Origin of the sequence: Microcoleus sp. B6-A1 (assembly GCF_036705085.1) — a bacterium.
In the GTDB taxonomy this organism is placed as follows: domain Bacteria; phylum Cyanobacteriota; class Cyanobacteriia; order Cyanobacteriales; family Microcoleaceae; genus Microcoleus.
The window spans coordinates 1-16,662 of the sequence record NZ_JAUBTU010000082.1 but is presented as its reverse complement, the minus strand read 5'-3'; the positions used below and the strand labels follow the sequence as shown (position 1 = coordinate 16,662).

Below are 16,662 nucleotides of genomic sequence, written 5' to 3'. Positions count from 1 at the left end.
AAATAATTTTACAGGACTTACGCTGCACAGCCAATTTTTACACGACCCACAGTAGTAAGGTGCGTATTTCGCACCCTACTACTAGCGTTTCTGCGTAAGTTCTGTAAATATCAGGAGTTAATTTGTGGCTAACAATATGAGAAGTTTGTCATGCCACCAGTGATTGTCCTGAACTTAGAAACCCTGAACGGAAACAATCCTGCTTTGTAGTTCATTAGGCGTTACATCCTGTACAAAACCTAAAATCGCGTTAGAATTTCTGACTCTGATTAGAGTTCCTGAATAAACTCCCGTAATTCCGCTTCTGGGTTGAGTTCCTGAAGCAGATCCACTTGTGCCGGCCGGACCTGGAGGGAGTAATGGTTGTAAAGCTTGCGGCCCATCGAACGTATATGTTAATGCCACATTCTGTACTGGCTCCAACACTATATCATTGACCGTTAAGTCACTCGCTAATCCAATGCGATCTAAATCAGGATCGAAACGTTCGATTATATCACTAGAATTGATATCTGTAGTGGCAGGATCTATTCCCAGAACGCATAAATTATTATTGTCAAACCCACACTCGAAGAAGTCTCTGCCCAAGCCGCCAAACAGAGTGTTATTCCCCTCTCCGTCGGATAACAAATCATTGCCTCTCCCCCCCAATAAAATATCATCGCCAGCGCCTCCTAGAAACCTATCAGCATCTAGACCACCGCTGAGGGAATCATTCCCCTCCCCTCCAAACAAGGCATCTCTTCCTTTTCCCCCAAATACAGAATCGTTGCCTGCAAAACCTGTGAGAATATCTTCCCCTTGATTTCCCAGGATTAACTCGCTAGCCCCTGAGCCATTTACTGTATCATCCCCATCGAGCGCCCAAGCTCCTAAAGGGAAGTTTGTTAGCTCTCCAGGAGAAAGTTGAATGAATTCCGAGGTGTTGTCGCCAATTAAGCGCAATGCCCCTGACGCATCGGGTTTTAAAGCCATAGTTAAAATCTTTGTGTATTGGTAGATTACTAACCCTACTTGAGCCAATACTGGCTCACAAGTGGGTCATAATTCAATTAAAACCATATTCAATATAACTCGAAATGGTATTTTCCAAAAGCATAGCAACAGTCATCGGCCCGATTCCTCCCGGCACCGGCGTGATAAATTTGGCTACTGTTTTAACAGCATTAAAATCCACATCTGGGGCCAAACGACTCGTAGCGTCTGGATTGGCAACGCCGAATTCGCGTTGTTGCTATCAATAATTTCTCACGGTAAATCTTAGTGATTAGTGATTTCGATCCGAGCTTGAAATCGCTACTACACCAACTTTCGTCCGCCCAGGCAGACTCAAAGAGTAAATAATTTTACAAGACTTACGCTGCATAGTCAATTTTTACACTACCCATAGTAGTAAGGTGCGAAACACGCACCCTACTACTAGCGTTTCTGCGTAAGTCCTGTAAATATCAGGAGTTAATTTGTGGCTAACAATATGATAAGTTTTTCAGGCCACCAGTGATTGTCCTGACCCTAGAAACCCTGAACGGAAACAATCCTGCTTTGTAGTTCATTAGGCGTTACATCCTCTACAAAACCTAAAATCGCGTTAGAATTCCTGACTCTGATTAGAGTTCCTGAAGCAGAGCCGCTAAATTCGCTGAGTTCATTTGGATCGAGGGATTGTAGTATAACTTGTGGCAAATCTTGCCTCAATGTTAGTGTCACATCCTGTACCTGCTCCAACACTATATCATTGACCGTTAAGTCACTCGCTAATCCAATGCGATCTAAATTAGGATCAAGACCTGCGATTCTATTACTAGAATTGATATCTGTATTGGCAGGATCTATTCCCAGAACGCATAAATTATTGCCAAACCCACAAATTAATAAGTCTGTGCCCAAGCCGCCAACCAGAGTGTTATCCCCCCCTGCGCCGGATAAAACATCATTGCCTCTACCCCCAAATAAAATATCATCGCCAGCTTGTCCACCAAGGTAATCAGCATCTAGACCACCACTGAGGCAGTCATTTCCAAAAGTTCCATACAGGCCATCTCTTCCTTTTCCCCCAAATAAAGAATCATTGCCGTCAAAACCTACGAGAATATCTTCCCCTTCATTTCCCAGGATTAACTCGCTACCTGAGTTGTCATATACTGTATCGTTGCCATCGAGCGCCCAAGCTCCTAAAGGGAAATTGGTTAGAGCTCCAGGAGAAAGTACAATTAATTCCGAGGTGTTGTCGCCAATTAAGCGCAATGCTCCTGATGGATCGGGTTTTAAAGCCATAGTTAAAATCTTTGTGTGTTGGTAGATTACTAACCCTACTTGAGCCAATACTGGCTCACAAGTGGATCATAATTCAATTAGAACCGTATTCAATATAACTCGAAACGGTATTTTCCAACAGCATAGCAACAGTCATCGGCCCGATTCCTCCCGGCACTGGCGTGATAAATTCGGCTACTTTTTTAACAGCATTAAAATCAACATCTCCGGCCAAACGGCTCGTACCGTCTGGATTGACGACGCGGTTAATACCGACATCAATTACTACTGATCCAGGTTTGACCATATTAGCTGTAATCATTTCTGTGCGGCCGACTGCGGCTATTAAAATATCGGCTTGATTGGTAATCGATTCTAGGTTTTGTGTCCGCGAATGAGCTACAGTAACAGTGCAGTCGGCTTCTAACAGCATCAGCGCCATCGGTTTACCTACCAAAATACTCCGTCCCAAAACAACGGCATTTTTTCCTTTTAAATCAATCTGGTATTCCTGCAATAACCGCATCACTCCGGCGGGAGTACAACTCCGCAAACCTTCCTCGCCACGCACGAGACGGCCTAAATTTACAGGGTGAAGTCCGTCAGCATCTTTGTCGGGAGCAATTTGATACAGCAGCGAAATTGCATCTAAGTGTTCTGGTAGCGGTAATTGCACTAAAATGCCGTCTACTCGATCGTCCTCGTTGAGTGCACGAATTGCAAGTTCTAGTTCGGCTTGAGTAGCGTTGGCGGGGTAATGCTGGCCGAAGGAAGCTATGCCAACCTTAGCGCAGGCTCGCTCTTTGTTGCGAACATAGGCGGCGCTAGCTGGGTTGTCGCCCACCATCAGCACCGCAAGTCCCGGAGGACGTTCCTTTTGGGGTTGTAGGGCGCGGACTCGATCGCTCAGCTCGCTTTGAATCTTTGTCGCTAAAGCTTTGCCATCTAGTATTTGAGCAGTTTTGGCATCCATTGTAGACTCTGGGTTAGGGGCTGACGATTTTAGATTTTAGCTTAATCCCCGCCAAGGACTACACTAGAGAAATTTCTTACTTGCGATCGATTCTGGGGATTCTGTTAAAGTAAGTCGTATCTCACATCTCAAATCTCAAATCAGTTGACCAATGACTGCAATTAAGGAAGTTTGGGTTCAAAGATTCTGTACCAGCTCTTTGTCGCTAATCCTCGCCAGCGGTTTCTTCAGTTGCGGCAATTTACCCATGTCTCAACTTAATCTTGGCTTTAATGTGGCTAGCATTGGCGACGTTCAACAAAAGCGACAAGTGGATGCTGAAGTTTATCTTCGGGGAAAGGTGGAAAATCGCGCTCCGTTTGTGGGGAATGCGGCTTATCAACTTCAAGACGGTACGGGTACGATTTGGGTTTTAACTAACCAAGCTTTGCCACAACTTGGCGATGAAGTGTTGCTGAAGGGAGAAGTCCGCTACAAGAGTATTACTCTGAAGGAATTGGCCGGAAAAGATTTAGGTGAAGTTTATGTTGAGGAAATGGAACAATTAAAGCGCACTCCAGCGGCTAATAAATAAAAATACGAAGATGCTAATTTATTTCAATAAGTAAGTCTATTTCATAAAAATTCAAGGTTTATAGTTGTGATTGCGCGATTTGGAGCTGTTTATCTTCAAAGTTCATTAACTATAATATTATGGTCTGGGCGGATTTACCTATATTTTTGGTTAATTTTACAGATGTTGGTGAACCCGCTCCTACAGCAATTTCTGCCTTCTCTCTTCTTTTTAACACATGACTAAAATCCACGTTGCGATCGCGATTTTGTACCAAGACGGCAAGTTTCTCTGTCAGTTGCGGGACGATATTCCTCATATTAGGTATCCCGGACATTGGGCTTTGTTTGGCGGACACTTGGAACCGGGAGAAACTGCGGAAGTGGCTGTATTGCGGGAATTGAAAGAAGAAATTAGTTATGCTCCTGCAAGTGTTTCTTTTTTCTGTTGTGATGTCGAAAAAGATGTCGTTCGCCACGTTTTTCATGCACAACTTAGTGCGGATGTCAAGGATTTAGTTTTGCTTGAGGGTTGGGATATGAAGTTGTTGACTCCCGAGCAGATTCGGGACGGCAAATGCTATTCTGAGCAGTCAGGAGATGTGCGACCTTTTGGCATTGCTCACCAGCGTATTTTATTGAATTTTATTGAGTCGATTTGAGAAAATTTTCGCGCACCCTAGATGGGAGCGGTTTGAGCAGGGAGAGATTCGTAAGGTGCGCCCGGTGGTACACCCTACATTGCAGGGGTTTTAACAGTTAAGAGCGAGCAGCAATCATTCCCGTTTGGCGCGCGTAGTCAAACAACCCTCCGGCATCAATCACTGGCCCTACTTCTCCTAAAGGCTTGAGCGAGAAAGTTCGATCGAGAGTGTGGTTGACAATTACCTCTGCTGTAAAGTCGATCGTCACTTCTTGACCGGTTACAAACAAGTCGCAGAGCCGCTCAACTGATTCGATCGGGTACAATTCGCCAGTAGCCGAGCAATTGCGAAAGAAAATGCGTGCGTAAGACAAAGCTACCACCGCTGTGACACCGGCGGCCCCCAGAGCGATCGGAGCGTGCTCCCGCGAAGAACCGCAGCCAAAATTTTCGCCAGCTATTATAATCGGATACCGGGTTTTCTGTTCGCCGGATTCGATAAACTTACCGTAGCGATCGGGCAACCCAATCATAGCGTAACTGCCTAGTTTCTCGTACTCGTCCGGCTTCGAGGGAACCAGGGTCAGGTATTCTGCCGGGATAATTTGATCTGTATCGATGTTGTCGTCTACAACAAAAATTTGACCGCTAATTACTTTACCCATAGTTTATTTCCTGTTAGCCTCGTTCGATGCTGTGGTGATAATTTTAAGTGGATCGGTATGCAAGATTTGCATCTGTTCATTTTAACCTGGCAGTGTCAGTGATAACCTGTTTGACATCCACCCCGACCGTCGCGGACGGGGATTCCCAAACCTCACGATTTGAATTTCTGCTTCTTCGCAACTGCCTCCACCCTAAAAGAGATTTGGTCTTATGTTCGCTCTCGCGCACTAACCCCGCAAGAGAAAGCGGTTTTTACGTGTCGAATACCAAACGGAATTCTTCTTCGTTTTTGATTCTAGGGATGTTTACCATTGCCCTATCCTCTTTTCCCGGTCTACCGATTTTGCTTCGCCGCCAGCACCTCGGGCTGAACTTCGCTCGTATAGGCTGTTTGATCCATCGTCTCGGGTGGGTCGTTGACCAATTATATTGTAAGATAAAGCCGTCCTAAAAGGACGAGGTTTCTACCCAATTTTCTGATGAGTAAAAATTAGATCCGAGACTTTGGGTTAACAATTAACAGCTTGCTAAGCGTCAAGATAGTTTTATGACCAATCCAATTGATGACATTGCTCGACAAGCTCGCGAGGGCTCGGTTGCATCGATTATTCAAATCCTTAATGACGAACTGGCACAGGTAGGGGTCAGGGCCCGAGCTGTGTTTGCAGACGGGGTGCTGCAACTGCTGTGCGAAGCTGCAACGCCCCAACTGCTCGAAGAGTCTAGTTTGGTCGATCGAGTCCGAGAAATTTTGGAACGCATTTCGCCCCACAATATTCGCCGAGTCAACATCAACAGCCGGCTTGTCCGAGAACACCAACTGCTGTGGCTGGAAGAAATTAGCCGCGATCCCGAAAATCAACTGTTGTGGTCTCAAGAAATTAAACTCCGAAAGCCGAATTTGTTCAAGCGTTTAGCTCTGAGCAACCATCACGAACGACAAGCTCTCGCAGGCAAGCGGGCTTTGCCGAGAATGGCTATACCTCGATCGATGCAGCAACCGCGGCAATTTCAGCGCGGTATCGTCGGCGGCATCAGCTTGACCGTGCTGTTGCTCGCTGCAGCGGCCGCCATTCACAAAGGACTTAATTCCCAAGTGCCAAACAGCACCCAAGCCAGCACCCAAGCAGTGGCCAGTGCCCCTCCCTCGGAGGCAAAACCTGCTGTGAAAATTTCTAAGGAGACTGTTAATTCTGCTGTTGACTCTTTTGCCCAAGCAGTGCGAGTAGCCGAACAAGCAGCCACCCAGGGCAAAACCGCTCAATCTCGCCAGGATTGGTTAGTCGTAGCGGCTAAGTGGCAGCAAGCTTCCGATTTGATGGCCACCGTGCCTTCCAAGCATCCCCGCTACACAACGGCTCAGAATCGGACGGCACTTTACCGCCAAAATAGCGATAAAGCCCAAGAGGAAGCACAAAATAAGTAAGCAGGTAAGTGGGATAAATTTAGCCAGAGACTTCGCTGGGCGGCTCTAGGTGTGGTGAAAAATGAGTTTTTGAGTAAAAACTCGGAAACTCTCAGCTATGTTATGAGTGATAATTTGGGGATTTTGAATTTTGGCGATCGGCATTACTCGATCAGCCGATTTGTATCAAAATAAAAATTTGTTAAGATCACAAACTTAAAGAGGAAACATCACAGGGTGAGGAGATGGGTGTCACTAAGCGGTCTCTAGAAAAACTTCATACTACTAATAACCGTCAAAATTAGCGGGAATGGGATTGATAATCATCCGGTAAAGGATGGTAAAGTTCATCCCGTAGAGCTCCAAGGGTAAAAAACAGGAAAATAGAACTCGGTCAGATCTGGGTATATTTTTACATATCGATCGACCCGCCGATCGGCTGCACAAACACAGAAAGCAGGCTCATAACGGTCAAGCCGACAGTTATGGAGAGGTTCTAGATTGGCAGCGGGAGCCGGCTCAAACATCTTAGAATAAAGGCTTGGTTGCCATGATCGATCGCCCGGGAAATCAAGACTTTACTTTGATCGACCGATCGCCGTCAGAGTCTTGCACTTTGCATTTACCGCAAATCGCAGAACCAGTATCAGTCCCAAAATTTCTGGATCGTCTTATGCAGTTCCAGGTCGATCCTGCCCTTATCGGGCGACAAATTTGCCAAATTCTCGCGACCAGCTTTGATCGAGACATCCTGCTGCTGCAAATAGCCAATACTTTGGGGGCTGCATGGGAGGCAGATTTCTGTTTGGTTACTGCTGTGGTTGACCAGAAAGTAGTACATCCGAATGCTTACTGGCAAAATAGCAGCGATTTTCCCTATGTGGCTGGTGTTGCGGATTCCACGGAAACACCGGAACACCCCCAAACCACAAGATTAAAACCGCCTAGCATATCACTCGAACACCCCGCTTGGGCAAACGTCCTAGCAGACGGTGAGATAGTCGCGATATCTGACTATCAAGATAGTCCGGCAACTTCATCGCCCAATTCCCCTGTGACTGCGCTGCCTTTTCGGGCAATTTTGGCAGGGCCTGCGCGATTTGGAGGGGCTGTAAATGGTATGATAATTGTTGGTAAGTCGCAACCTCACGAGTGGTCGGTAGCCGATCGGCAGCGCATGGAAGCAGCATCAGACGCGATCAGCAGTGCGATTTCTCACATTCAAAAAACTCAAGAAATTGCCAGCTTAAACGAACAGTTACAGCGACAAGCTAAATACAAAAATCTACTCATGTCAGTTGCTGCCTCGATCGACACCAATTCAGAAGTCGATCGAATATTGCAGCAAGTTATTCAAAATACCGTCGATACCCTGGAAGTAGATAGAGGCCAAATCCTGCTATTGAAATATACAGCTCCTCTATTTACAACTCGCTCCCCCAATAAAACTGCCAAAGCAAAAGTCGAATTAGTTTGTGAATCAGTTGTAAAAAAAGAGCAAAACAAACAGCCAATAGCACAAAACGCAGTCGAAAAAAAAAGCTCAACATCCAGAACAAAAAACCAGAATAAAACTGCTAATTACCCATCCAAAATCCCCAAATCAAAACCCAATAACTCTCCCGCTTTTTGGCTGTCAGAATCTAATTTGTGCCACCAAGCATTCCACAGCGCACCCAAACCCCTAGCCCTCGCTGACGCAGGCGAATTAATCGCCAAAGAACAAGAAGTAGCCACAGAAATTTTGAAACTCCAAGGCATTCGGGGCTTGCTGCTGGTTCCCCTCACGGGCGGTAGCGGGCAGGAAACTGTTTTGGGTTTCTTGGTTTTGCAGCACTCGAAGGCGCGCACTTGGAACCCGGAAGAATTAGAAGTTCTCGAATCGGTCAGCGCTCAAGTGAGCAAGATGATGATCCAAACTCAAACGCTTAAGGAATTGCAAACCGTAGTTTTAGACAGAACCTCTCAGTTGCAGCAAAGTCTCGACGTGCAGGGGAAACTGTACGAACAATCTGCCAATCAGCTAGAGCAAATGCGGAAATTGAAGCTGGTTAAAGACGAGTTTCTCAGCACTCTGAGTCACGAGTTGCGTACCCCCTTAACAATCATGAAACTGGCGATTCTGATGCTCAAACAAGCTGAACTGCCGTCAGCGAGTCGGACTAAGTATCTCGAAATTCTTGAACAGCAGTGTTCTAAGGAAACTGCTCTGGTTAGCGATTTGCTGGCCCTCAAGCAGTTTGAGCCTCAGCAATTCCCGATTTCTCTAATCAAAATCGATCTCAACCGTTTATTTCAAGATTTAGCTGGGGATTTTGAAAAACAGTGGGCGGATAAGCAATTGACTCTTAAGGTGGATTTGCCCAAGTTGACCCCTTGCTGGGAAACTGACCCGGACATTCTCAATCGGGTACTACTGGAACTACTGACGAATGCTGGAAAATACTCTGCTTCTGGAACGGCGGTAGTTTTGGAGGCGTCTGAGGCAGCCGGCTATATTGTCCTGAGCATTTCTAATTTCGGGCGCGGCATTTCTGTGGCTGATTTGCCCCACATCTTTGACAAGTTCCGCCGTGGCACTGGCATTACTGACCAAGCTATCGCCGGTACGGGTTTGGGTCTTGCTCTGGTAAAGTGTTTAGTGCAGCACTTGAATGGTACTATTGATGTGTCTAGCTGTCCGGCAGAAAGTTCAGAAGCTGACAATTTGTGGCGCACATCTTTTACTTTGACTCTGCCGCAATTTGCAGCGGAACTCTGTAATGTAGAAGAATAGTTCGGTTGAGAAGCTGCTAGTAATTGGCAGCGAACAGGCGACACGAAAAGACTTGCCAGAAGAGAGAGATTTGGAAATGTGGTAAACGCTACCAAGTCCTCTGTTTTGAATGGTTTGTCTGGTTGCCGTCTAAATTGCCGGTTCTCCATTGCTGATTTTCCCCAGGACTTATATTATGTCGGGTTATTTGTCCGTAATTAGCGCGTGTTTGTAGTGAGTGCGACTGTCCTCTATTTATTAATTAATCAGGGCTTGCATTACTTACTAGGAACTTAATTATAATTGTATAGTCGGAGATGATATTACGCAGTATAGACCAAAGAAACTGAGTTTTTTAACTGTTTCAAAGGCCTGCAACCCGTCTTTTCTTACAAGTCGGTTTCTGCGTCCTGGATTGTCCCTAAAAATTGTCACGGTGCATGGAATTCGATCGCCAATATTATGCTCACAAAAGCTGCACCTAAAACCCTGCGTTGGCAACGTTCTAAATATTCGCCACTGGCACGGCAAATAGACATTTTTGCAGCGGCGGGAAAGTTTATGTTTTTTTTGTGGTGGGACGCACTGCTGCAAAATAATTCGCCTCATACTAGAAGAATTCGCGCTCATTGGTTGGTCAATACTTTGCTGAATTTAGGCCCGACTTTTATTAAAATCGGGCAGTCTCTCTCGACTCGGGCGGATTTGCTGCCGCTTGAGTATGTGAAGGAACTCGAACAGTTGCAGGATCGGGTTCCTCCGTTTAGTTCCGAAGAGGCGATCGCTCTTGTAGAATCAGAGTTAGGCAAGGATATTTATGCTTTGTACCGCGATTTTGACCCGTCGCCTCTGGCTGCTGCTAGTCTGGGACAGGTGCACAAAGCAAGGCTGCACACCGGGGAAGATGTGATTGTAAAGGTGCAGCGTCCCGGTTTGGAAAGTTTATTTGATTTGGATGTCAAGGCGGTGCGCCAAGTGATGCGTTTTTGCGATCGCTATTTGCCTGGGACGCGCAAATATGACCTGGAATCTATTTATCACGAGTTTTTTAAGATTTTATATCAAGAAATTGACTACCTGCAAGAAGGTAAAAATTCCGATCGCTTTAGCCATAATTTTCGAGAATATCCTCAGATTATTGTCCCGAAAGTCTACTGGCAATACACGACTAAAAAAGTTCTGACTCTAGAATACGCACCCGGTATTAAGGTGGACGACCGCATTAGTTTAGAGGCGATTGGAGTCGATATTGTGAAGCTCAATCAACTCGGAATTTGCTGTTATTTAAAACAGTTGTTAATAGACGGTTTTTTTCAAGCTGACCCGCATCCAGGAAATTTGGCGGTGACAGAAGATGGTAGCTTGATTTTTTACGATTTTGGGATGATGGCGGAGGTGAAGTCTCTGGCTAAAGACCAAATGGTCAAGACTTTTTTTGCTGTGATGAGAAAGGATACTGACGAGGTACTCAATACTTTAATTACGATCGGCTTAGTTGAGCGGATGCCGGATATGATGCCGGTACGCAGGTTGATTGCTTTTCTGTTGGATAAGTTTATTGATAAGCCGATCGACTTTCAAGCTTTTAATGAAATTAAGAAGGAACTTTACATCATGTTCGAGCAGCAACCGTTTCGCTTGCCTGCAGAAATGATGTTTATTGTCAAGTCAGTCACGACTCTCGACGGCATTGCTAGAACTCTCGACCCTAACTACAATTTCCTAGCATCCGCTCAGCCTTTTGTCAAGAGTATTGCGGTGAGCAAGGGGCGGGGAAATGCGATCGGAGAATTGGCAAGGCAAGCACGGAGTTTTATTACATATAAGTTACGGCAGCCGAGCAAATCGCAAGTTTTTCTCAACCGTTTGGAGCAGCGAATTGAAGAGGGCGAAATGCAAATTAGAGTGCGAAATCTAGAGAGCGAAAGAGCCTTGAAACGCATTAATTTAGCCCTGAAAACTCTAATTTTCGCTTGTTTGACTGGTTTTGTGTTTTTGTCGGGTGCGGTGCTGTTGGTGGGCGGATATCAAACGGGGGCGATCGCAGCTTTTGCGGTTTCGGGATTGGGCGGCTTGTTTGTGTTGCGCTCGTTGTTAGACTTGTTGGTTAAGGAAAAGCTCGATCGAATGGTCGATCAATAAATATACTGGGTAATTGGGAATTGCGATCGTAAGCTGCTACGCATCTAAATTGAATCCAGATCCAAGCTCTCCAGCCCGTTCTACAATACCACACGATCGGCTGACGTTGGTACTGCCAACTCAACTTGTTAACCTAATTTGCGACTTTAGGTAGGGGCGGATTCTCAAAGCACGAAGTTATACTCCTAACATATATTAAACGCGATCGCCCGCCCCTACAAAAAATGTACGCCCAAAAATTGCTAAAACCAGACGGCCGCCCACTCACACTGTATAGCCGCTACCCAATCCCAGAAGGTATCGCGGCCGTAAGTCCCAGCAATGAACCCGTAGAGGCCAACCCGCACTTTCGCTGGCATCCTTTGCGGGGGGAATGGGTAGCATACGCCAGCCACCGTCAGGGAAGAACTTTCATGCCACCACCGGAATACAACCCGCTGGCTGCTACAATTAACCCTAAGTTTCCGACAGAATTGCCGCCGGGAGATTACGATGTAGCAGTGTTTGACAACCGCTTTCCCTCGCTGACTTTGCAAGCAAAAAACGCACCTGCAAATATTGTCGAAACTTTGCCAGCTAAGGGCATTTGCGAAGTCGTTGTTTTCACTCAAGATCCGCTGGCTTCCCTCGGTTCTTTGGAGTTATCTCACTTGGAATTATTGTTAGAAGTATGGGCAGATCGCACTTCAGTTATTGGCAGCAATTCCGAAATTCAATACGTCTTGCCCTTTGAAAATCGCGGCGTCGAAGTTGGAGTAACTTTGCACCATCCTCACGGTCAAATTTACGCTTATCCATTGGTGCCACCGGTGCCGGCACGGATGTTAGAATGTCAATCGGTTTACTATCAAAAAAACGGTAGCGGTTTGCTGCAAGATTTGATTCAAAAAGAGATTTCCGACAACCAGCGAATTATTTATTTAGACGAAGAGGCGATCGCCTTTGTCCCCGCTTGTGCCCGCTACCCTTACGAAGTGTGGATTGCCCCGGTCGCCCCCGCTGCTACATTTGTCGATTTGACCCAAAAACAGCGTCAATCACTGGCTAAAGCCTTAAAAACAGTCACCCTCAAATACGACGGTTTGTGGTATCGCCCCTTCCCTTATTTGATGGCTTGGTTTCAAGGGCCCACAGACGGGAAACCCCATCCAGAAGCGCATTTGCACGCCCAATTTTATCCGCCCTATCGATCGAGCGATCGGCTAAAATACCTAGCAGGAACCGAACTCGCCGCCGGAATGTTTGCCAACGACGCTTTACCCGAAGAAAAAGCTAAAGAATTGCAAGCAGTATCTATCGATTTTAGATTTTAGATTTTAGATTTTAGACATTGTAGATTTTAGATTTAGGAAATGTTAACTAAAATCAGTGATTTTCTTTTTTCTTCCTTCTGCCTTCCCCCCTTCTGGGGCAGGGGGGAGTTGACTTCTTCCTTCTTCCTTCTTCCTTATTTCATATATGATAAACTCATTCAACAAAGAAGTCGATTTAAAACTCGAATTCATCCGCAAAGCCTTAAGCGAAACAAAAGCCATCGCCCTTCGCTTGCGAGGCACTGACTGGTTTGCCTGGGCCACAGCCGGCGGTTCCCATACAGTATTGCTAACCGCAGAAACCGGAGTTGCAGAAATATTAATTACCGCCGAAAACGCTTGGGTTCTCACCGATGAAATCGAAGCTCAACGCTTGCAGGACGAGGAATTGCCAGCCAACTTTCAAATGCACATCTATCCTTGGGCTGATGTTGCACAGCGCGAAGCTTTTGTCAAAGAAATTACTGGTGGCGGTAACGTTATGAGCGATCGGCCAAATTCCCAAGAAATGCCAATAATCGCATCTTTACAGTCTCGCAAACAGACAATGATGTCAAGCGAATTAGAGCGATACCGGCGAGTCGGGCGTTTAGCCAGCGAAGCGATGACAGAGGTACTTTCCGCAGCCAAACCAACATGGACAGAATATCAGCTAGCCGGAGCCGGTGCAGAGGCTTTGTGGGCGAGAGGTTTGCATCCAGCACTTACCTTAGTTGCTGGAGAAAGGCGTTTGCCACTGTACCGCCACGCCACAGCAACCGCCGAACAAATTGGACGACAAGCAATGTTAGTATTTTGCGCGAGGGGAGGGGGTTTGTATGCAAATTTAACTAGATTTGTCTGTTTCGATTTTCTTGGGGAAAAGTATTCAGAGTTGCACCGACAAGTCAGAGAAATTGAAGCAGCGGCGCTAAATTTTTGCCGACCGGGAGTAACGCTGAATGCGGTTTATGATACGCTTAAAACTGCTTACGAAGAACACGGATATCCTCAAGCAATTGCGGAACATCATCAAGGCGGAACTACTGGATATTTGGCGCGGGAAATTGTGGCGAATCCGGCAACTTCAGATATTTTGGCAGAAAATATGGCTGTGGCTTGGAATCCGAGTTTGTCGGGAGCCAAAATTGAGGATACATTTGTAATTCACAGCGATGGAACGTTGGAAAATTTGACTTTCGATCCGAATTGGCCGAGTGTAGAAGTAGCGGGAAGGTTGCGCCCTGTGCCGCTGGAAATATAGGACGATCGACCTTAGTCAATTTAACTTATCGCTTTAGAGAAAAAAAGTACACTACCCTACAAAACGAATTAAATTGAGTTCGGATCGCCGTACTTAATGTTTTGTTACATACTTAGGATTTTTCCCACCGACTTACTTAAGCAAAAACGCTGCCACATAAGGGTTTCCCGAACTTGTAGTCATGTAAAAGATTTTTCAAAACCTGCAAAGTCTCACTCCGTATTGGTTTGGATCGGAACGATAGCAGCAGGCGGCGGAAGTTCGGCTCACTCTACCCCACAGCCCTGTCTTTTAGTCTGCAGTTTCTAATTCCTCTAATTCTTGCGTAGACTGCCATCCAGCTTGCCAGAGCGATCGGTCTTTGAGCTGTGCGGCGTTCAGCCAAAAACGCACATTTGGATCGCAAGCCGCCACCATTTCTGCAAATACCCATTTACCTTCGTTTTTTCGGTTGACCACTTGAAAGTGTCGCCACCCCCAAGTTTTTTGGTGTGAAGTCCATCGGGAACCAACTAAATAAGGAAATTTTTGTTTTTTGCTCACAGTATTTTTGTGGAAAAATATATTAGAAAGCAAGTGAATTGTAATATAGCCATCCTAAATCCTTTGTGTAATTCTTGTAGGGGCAAAACCCACGCCCGGTTGCCCCCATGAGGCCGGGGTAGGCAAAGAAAGGCACTATCCCTACCTCTTTGTACGACTCCTGCAAGGATTGCTATAACTCGTTCTGTTTGATGATATTAATTCCCTATCAAAGCTCGTCAAATCCTCTCCCCTTCTCTCGAACATAACAAATAATATACAGGCGCTGCAGCTTACATGAGAGTTCACCTAAACTCTATCTGCAAGTAGATGCGTTTATTGTAACTTGCAGCCGTTTCGCATCGAGAGTCAAAAGTAAGGGCAGTTCAATGACTGCCCCTGTAATTAGTTATACCTATTGAATAGGATAATTTTTCAGGCGATCCACAAATAGCCTATTTATCCAATACGAGCTACATCGTGAATCTCAAATCTAAAAGCAAATAACCCAGGTTATAGTTGTGCACAATAATCCGTTCTGTGAAACTTAGTCAAATCTACTTTTAGAGCAGGTTTGACGTTCACTTCCTGCTTCTACCAAGGCGGTCGGCCGCTTCTTGTCCACAGGCGTGTTTTTGAGCCCAACTTTCCCTACAAACATTTTTTCAATCTTGATCGTGTTTCATTGATCCTGTACAGCTCAATAAAAACGCACTTTTAGGTAAGATTGACTAATTTCTTTGATTCTGTCGCTACCTCTTGATTACTTCCCTGTTAAGGCTTTTGGCCGGATAAGTCCAGAGGAAGTTGGGGAAGCCGGAGGCGAACCGCATTTGTTTGCAGCCAAAGAGTGATGGCGTGCTTCCGTTGCGGAGTCACGTACTCTCCGGGTCGGATCACGCCAGCACAGACGCCGATGTTTTTAATAAGGGTTTCTCGCTCCGATGAACTTGCACCCTGTAGCAACCTGACTTGGGCTTTGATAAAATCCACGTTCATAGCTGAAAGTAAAAGTAAGTAAAGAACTCAGTTAAATAGCGATGCTTTGATTCCGATTGTAACTCTAAAACCACTTGGTATGAATCAAATTGATTCAACATCCCCATCCTGGGGATCGGGGGGTCTAGAGCTAGCCAACTTTATTTACTTTATCTGTTTTTGCTAGCAAAAGTGTCACTATGCTAGCAGTTTTGGCAGAATTCTTTATAGTTAAGAACTGTTACAAATTTGGCTCGATTTCCACAATACGGCAGAGTTTAGTGCTAACGCTACTTTCCTGAACTCAAAAAGTTCAGCATTGTCTCCAACTCCTTGCCTTGCTAGGTTTTAGACTCCCGGATTGGGAAGCGATCGCTCAAGGAATATTCCTCTTCGATCGCCCCTCTTAACACCCGGACACTGCCACATCACCCTATTGATTTAGATCGTCCCCTAGACTTGGCTGTGGACTATAACTTCAGGCATACGTGTTGTTACCGGGGCTACAATAAGCGAGCAAGTTTTTATTCTTGTTTCTCAAGGAAATATTTTTAGGATTTTCTTGCAAAGCCCTTATTTGTGTTAATTAAGGCAGCTTTGTGATCTCCGGGCCAACGAAGACTCCCAGCTTGTGAACCCAGATATTTAGTGCTGTGTGGCGGTGAATCTGTTTCCTGAATTCATTGGGGGCGATCGCTCCGACGCGAGAATTGCCAGTAACGGCTCATTTTGTATAATTCATAACAGAGCGCTCACTGCTAATAATTTAAAAACAGCACAAGTTTAAACAGTCTTCCATCCGTCGATTGCTCCTAATAGCCCACAAAGAGGAATCCAAAAAAATAACTCTGCCTACCCGATTTTTCAAGGCGATTTTGCCTTAGCCCTTGCCTTAGATAGCAATTTGATATAGCCCTATTTGGTGGACACTCAAGTTGTTAAAATTAACTATAGATTAAGCTGATAAGCCTACGTGATAAAATACAAAACTCAACTCTTTTAATTTGCCATTCTAATTAACTCATTTAGGACTTGTTCATCATAAAAAAATATATTTACAGCAATCCTTATTGTTAAAAAAACTCATTTTTGAAGGTGGAGGCGCCGGCTTAGGGAACTCTGAACGTTAATTAAAGATATGGTAGTGATAAATATGTAGTGATTAGATATTCATTTGCTCAAAACATAGTTGTAATGATGAATAAAATACCAAATAG

Annotated in this window: 13 protein-coding genes and 1 pseudogene; 7 read left to right on the top strand and 7 right to left on the bottom strand. The window is 45.4% G+C overall.

Going from position 1 to position 16,662, the window contains the following annotated elements:
- Positions 1-174: 174 nt before the first annotated feature.
- From QUB11_RS24330 to folD, 4 genes and pseudogenes are all read right to left on the bottom strand, one after another.
- Entirely contained in the window at positions 175-975 is an 801-nt protein-coding gene (locus tag QUB11_RS24330; RefSeq protein WP_333391896.1) for a calcium-binding protein, read from the bottom strand.
- A 73-nt stretch (positions 976-1,048) separates the two neighbouring features.
- Positions 1,049-1,198: pseudogene (locus QUB11_RS24325) on the bottom strand (bifunctional 5,10-methylene-tetrahydrofolate dehydrogenase/5,10-methylene-tetrahydrofolate cyclohydrolase); the annotation flags it as partial.
- 314 nt (positions 1,199-1,512) lie between these two features.
- The gene (locus QUB11_RS24320; RefSeq protein ID WP_333206437.1) at positions 1,513-2,274 is read right to left on the bottom strand and encodes a calcium-binding protein; all 762 of its coding nucleotides are present in this window, start codon (positions 2,272-2,274) and stop codon (positions 1,513-1,515) included.
- A 73-nt stretch (positions 2,275-2,347) separates the two neighbouring features.
- Positions 2,348-3,226 carry a bifunctional methylenetetrahydrofolate dehydrogenase/methenyltetrahydrofolate cyclohydrolase FolD gene (gene folD, locus QUB11_RS24315; RefSeq protein ID WP_333391894.1) on the bottom strand — a complete coding sequence of 293 codons (879 nt, stop codon included), beginning with the start codon at positions 3,224-3,226 and terminating at the stop codon, positions 2,348-2,350.
- Positions 3,227-3,377: 151 nt separating this feature from the next.
- Between folD and QUB11_RS24310 the strand changes: the two genes are divergently transcribed.
- On the top strand, positions 3,378-3,800 hold the full coding sequence (locus QUB11_RS24310; protein ID WP_333391892.1) for a DNA-binding protein: 423 nt from the start codon (positions 3,378-3,380) through the stop codon (positions 3,798-3,800).
- A gap of 217 nt (positions 3,801-4,017) precedes the next feature.
- The gene (locus QUB11_RS24305; protein WP_333391890.1) at positions 4,018-4,440 is read left to right on the top strand and encodes an NUDIX hydrolase; all 423 of its coding nucleotides are present in this window, start codon (positions 4,018-4,020) and stop codon (positions 4,438-4,440) included.
- 97 nt (positions 4,441-4,537) lie between these two features.
- Here the strand turns inward: QUB11_RS24305 and QUB11_RS24300 are convergent, their stop codons facing one another.
- Positions 4,538-5,086: a LeuD/DmdB family oxidoreductase small subunit gene (locus QUB11_RS24300; RefSeq protein WP_333042404.1), complete on the bottom strand. Its 549-nt coding sequence runs from the start codon at positions 5,084-5,086 to the stop codon at positions 4,538-4,540.
- Positions 5,087-5,634: 548 nt separating this feature from the next.
- Here QUB11_RS24300 and QUB11_RS24295 point away from each other — a divergent pair.
- The 5 genes from QUB11_RS24295 to QUB11_RS24275 all read left to right on the top strand — a co-directional run bounded on the left by QUB11_RS24295 (position 5,635) and on the right by QUB11_RS24275 (position 13,945).
- On the top strand, positions 5,635-6,513 hold the full coding sequence (locus QUB11_RS24295; protein ID WP_333206442.1) for a hypothetical protein: 879 nt from the start codon (positions 5,635-5,637) through the stop codon (positions 6,511-6,513).
- A 529-nt stretch (positions 6,514-7,042) separates the two neighbouring features.
- Positions 7,043-9,268, top strand: a complete 2,226-nt coding sequence (locus QUB11_RS24290; RefSeq protein WP_333206443.1) for an ATP-binding protein — start codon at positions 7,043-7,045, stop codon at positions 9,266-9,268.
- Between the two features lie 441 nt (positions 9,269-9,709).
- Positions 9,710-11,389: an AarF/ABC1/UbiB kinase family protein gene (locus QUB11_RS24285; RefSeq protein WP_333206445.1), complete on the top strand. Its 1,680-nt coding sequence runs from the start codon at positions 9,710-9,712 to the stop codon at positions 11,387-11,389.
- Positions 11,390-11,613: 224 nt separating this feature from the next.
- Positions 11,614-12,702, top strand: coding sequence for a galactose-1-phosphate uridylyltransferase (gene galT / locus QUB11_RS24280; RefSeq protein ID WP_333391888.1), 1,089 nt, complete (start codon positions 11,614-11,616; stop codon positions 12,700-12,702).
- Positions 12,703-12,847: 145 nt separating this feature from the next.
- Positions 12,848-13,945 (top strand): M24 family metallopeptidase, encoded by a 1,098-nt coding sequence (locus tag QUB11_RS24275; RefSeq protein ID WP_333206448.1) that lies wholly within the window; start codon positions 12,848-12,850, stop codon positions 13,943-13,945.
- A gap of 291 nt (positions 13,946-14,236) precedes the next feature.
- On the opposite strand, the gene QUB11_RS24270 is transcribed toward QUB11_RS24275, so the two are convergent.
- Together QUB11_RS24270 and QUB11_RS24265 are read right to left on the bottom strand one after the other, a co-directional pair.
- On the bottom strand, positions 14,237-14,488 hold the full coding sequence (locus QUB11_RS24270; protein WP_242725377.1) for a TIGR02450 family Trp-rich protein: 252 nt from the start codon (positions 14,486-14,488) through the stop codon (positions 14,237-14,239).
- Between the two features lie 753 nt (positions 14,489-15,241).
- Complete coding sequence (locus QUB11_RS24265; protein WP_006635912.1) at positions 15,242-15,466, bottom strand: hypothetical protein; 225 nt, start codon at positions 15,464-15,466, stop codon at positions 15,242-15,244.
- Between the last annotated feature and the right edge of the window lie 1,196 nt (positions 15,467-16,662).

Excerpts from the sequence above, each read along its gene's own strand:
- QUB11_RS24305 (WP_333391890.1), top strand. The coding sequence starts at position 4,018 with ATGACTAAAATCCACGTTGCGATCGCGATTTTGTACCAAGACGGCAAG.
- QUB11_RS24290 (WP_333206443.1), top strand. The coding sequence starts at position 7,043 with ATGATCGATCGCCCGGGAAATCAAGACTTTACTTTGATCGACCGATCG.
- QUB11_RS24295 (WP_333206442.1), top strand. The coding sequence starts at position 5,635 with ATGACCAATCCAATTGATGACATTGCTCGACAAGCTCGCGAGGGCTCG.
- QUB11_RS24310 (WP_333391892.1), top strand. The coding sequence starts at position 3,378 with ATGACTGCAATTAAGGAAGTTTGGGTTCAAAGATTCTGTACCAGCTCT.
- folD (WP_333391894.1), bottom strand. The coding sequence starts at position 3,226 with ATGGATGCCAAAACTGCTCAAATACTAGATGGCAAAGCTTTAGCGACA.
- QUB11_RS24300 (WP_333042404.1), bottom strand. The coding sequence starts at position 5,086 with ATGGGTAAAGTAATTAGCGGTCAAATTTTTGTTGTAGACGACAACATC.
- QUB11_RS24330 (WP_333391896.1), bottom strand. The coding sequence starts at position 975 with ATGGCTTTAAAACCCGATGCGTCAGGGGCATTGCGCTTAATTGGCGAC.
- galT (WP_333391888.1), top strand. The coding sequence starts at position 11,614 with ATGTACGCCCAAAAATTGCTAAAACCAGACGGCCGCCCACTCACACTG.
- QUB11_RS24320 (WP_333206437.1), bottom strand. The coding sequence starts at position 2,274 with ATGGCTTTAAAACCCGATCCATCAGGAGCATTGCGCTTAATTGGCGAC.
- QUB11_RS24275 (WP_333206448.1), top strand. The coding sequence starts at position 12,848 with ATGATAAACTCATTCAACAAAGAAGTCGATTTAAAACTCGAATTCATC.
- QUB11_RS24265 (WP_006635912.1), bottom strand. The coding sequence starts at position 15,466 with ATGAACGTGGATTTTATCAAAGCCCAAGTCAGGTTGCTACAGGGTGCA.
- QUB11_RS24285 (WP_333206445.1), top strand. The coding sequence starts at position 9,710 with ATGCTCACAAAAGCTGCACCTAAAACCCTGCGTTGGCAACGTTCTAAA.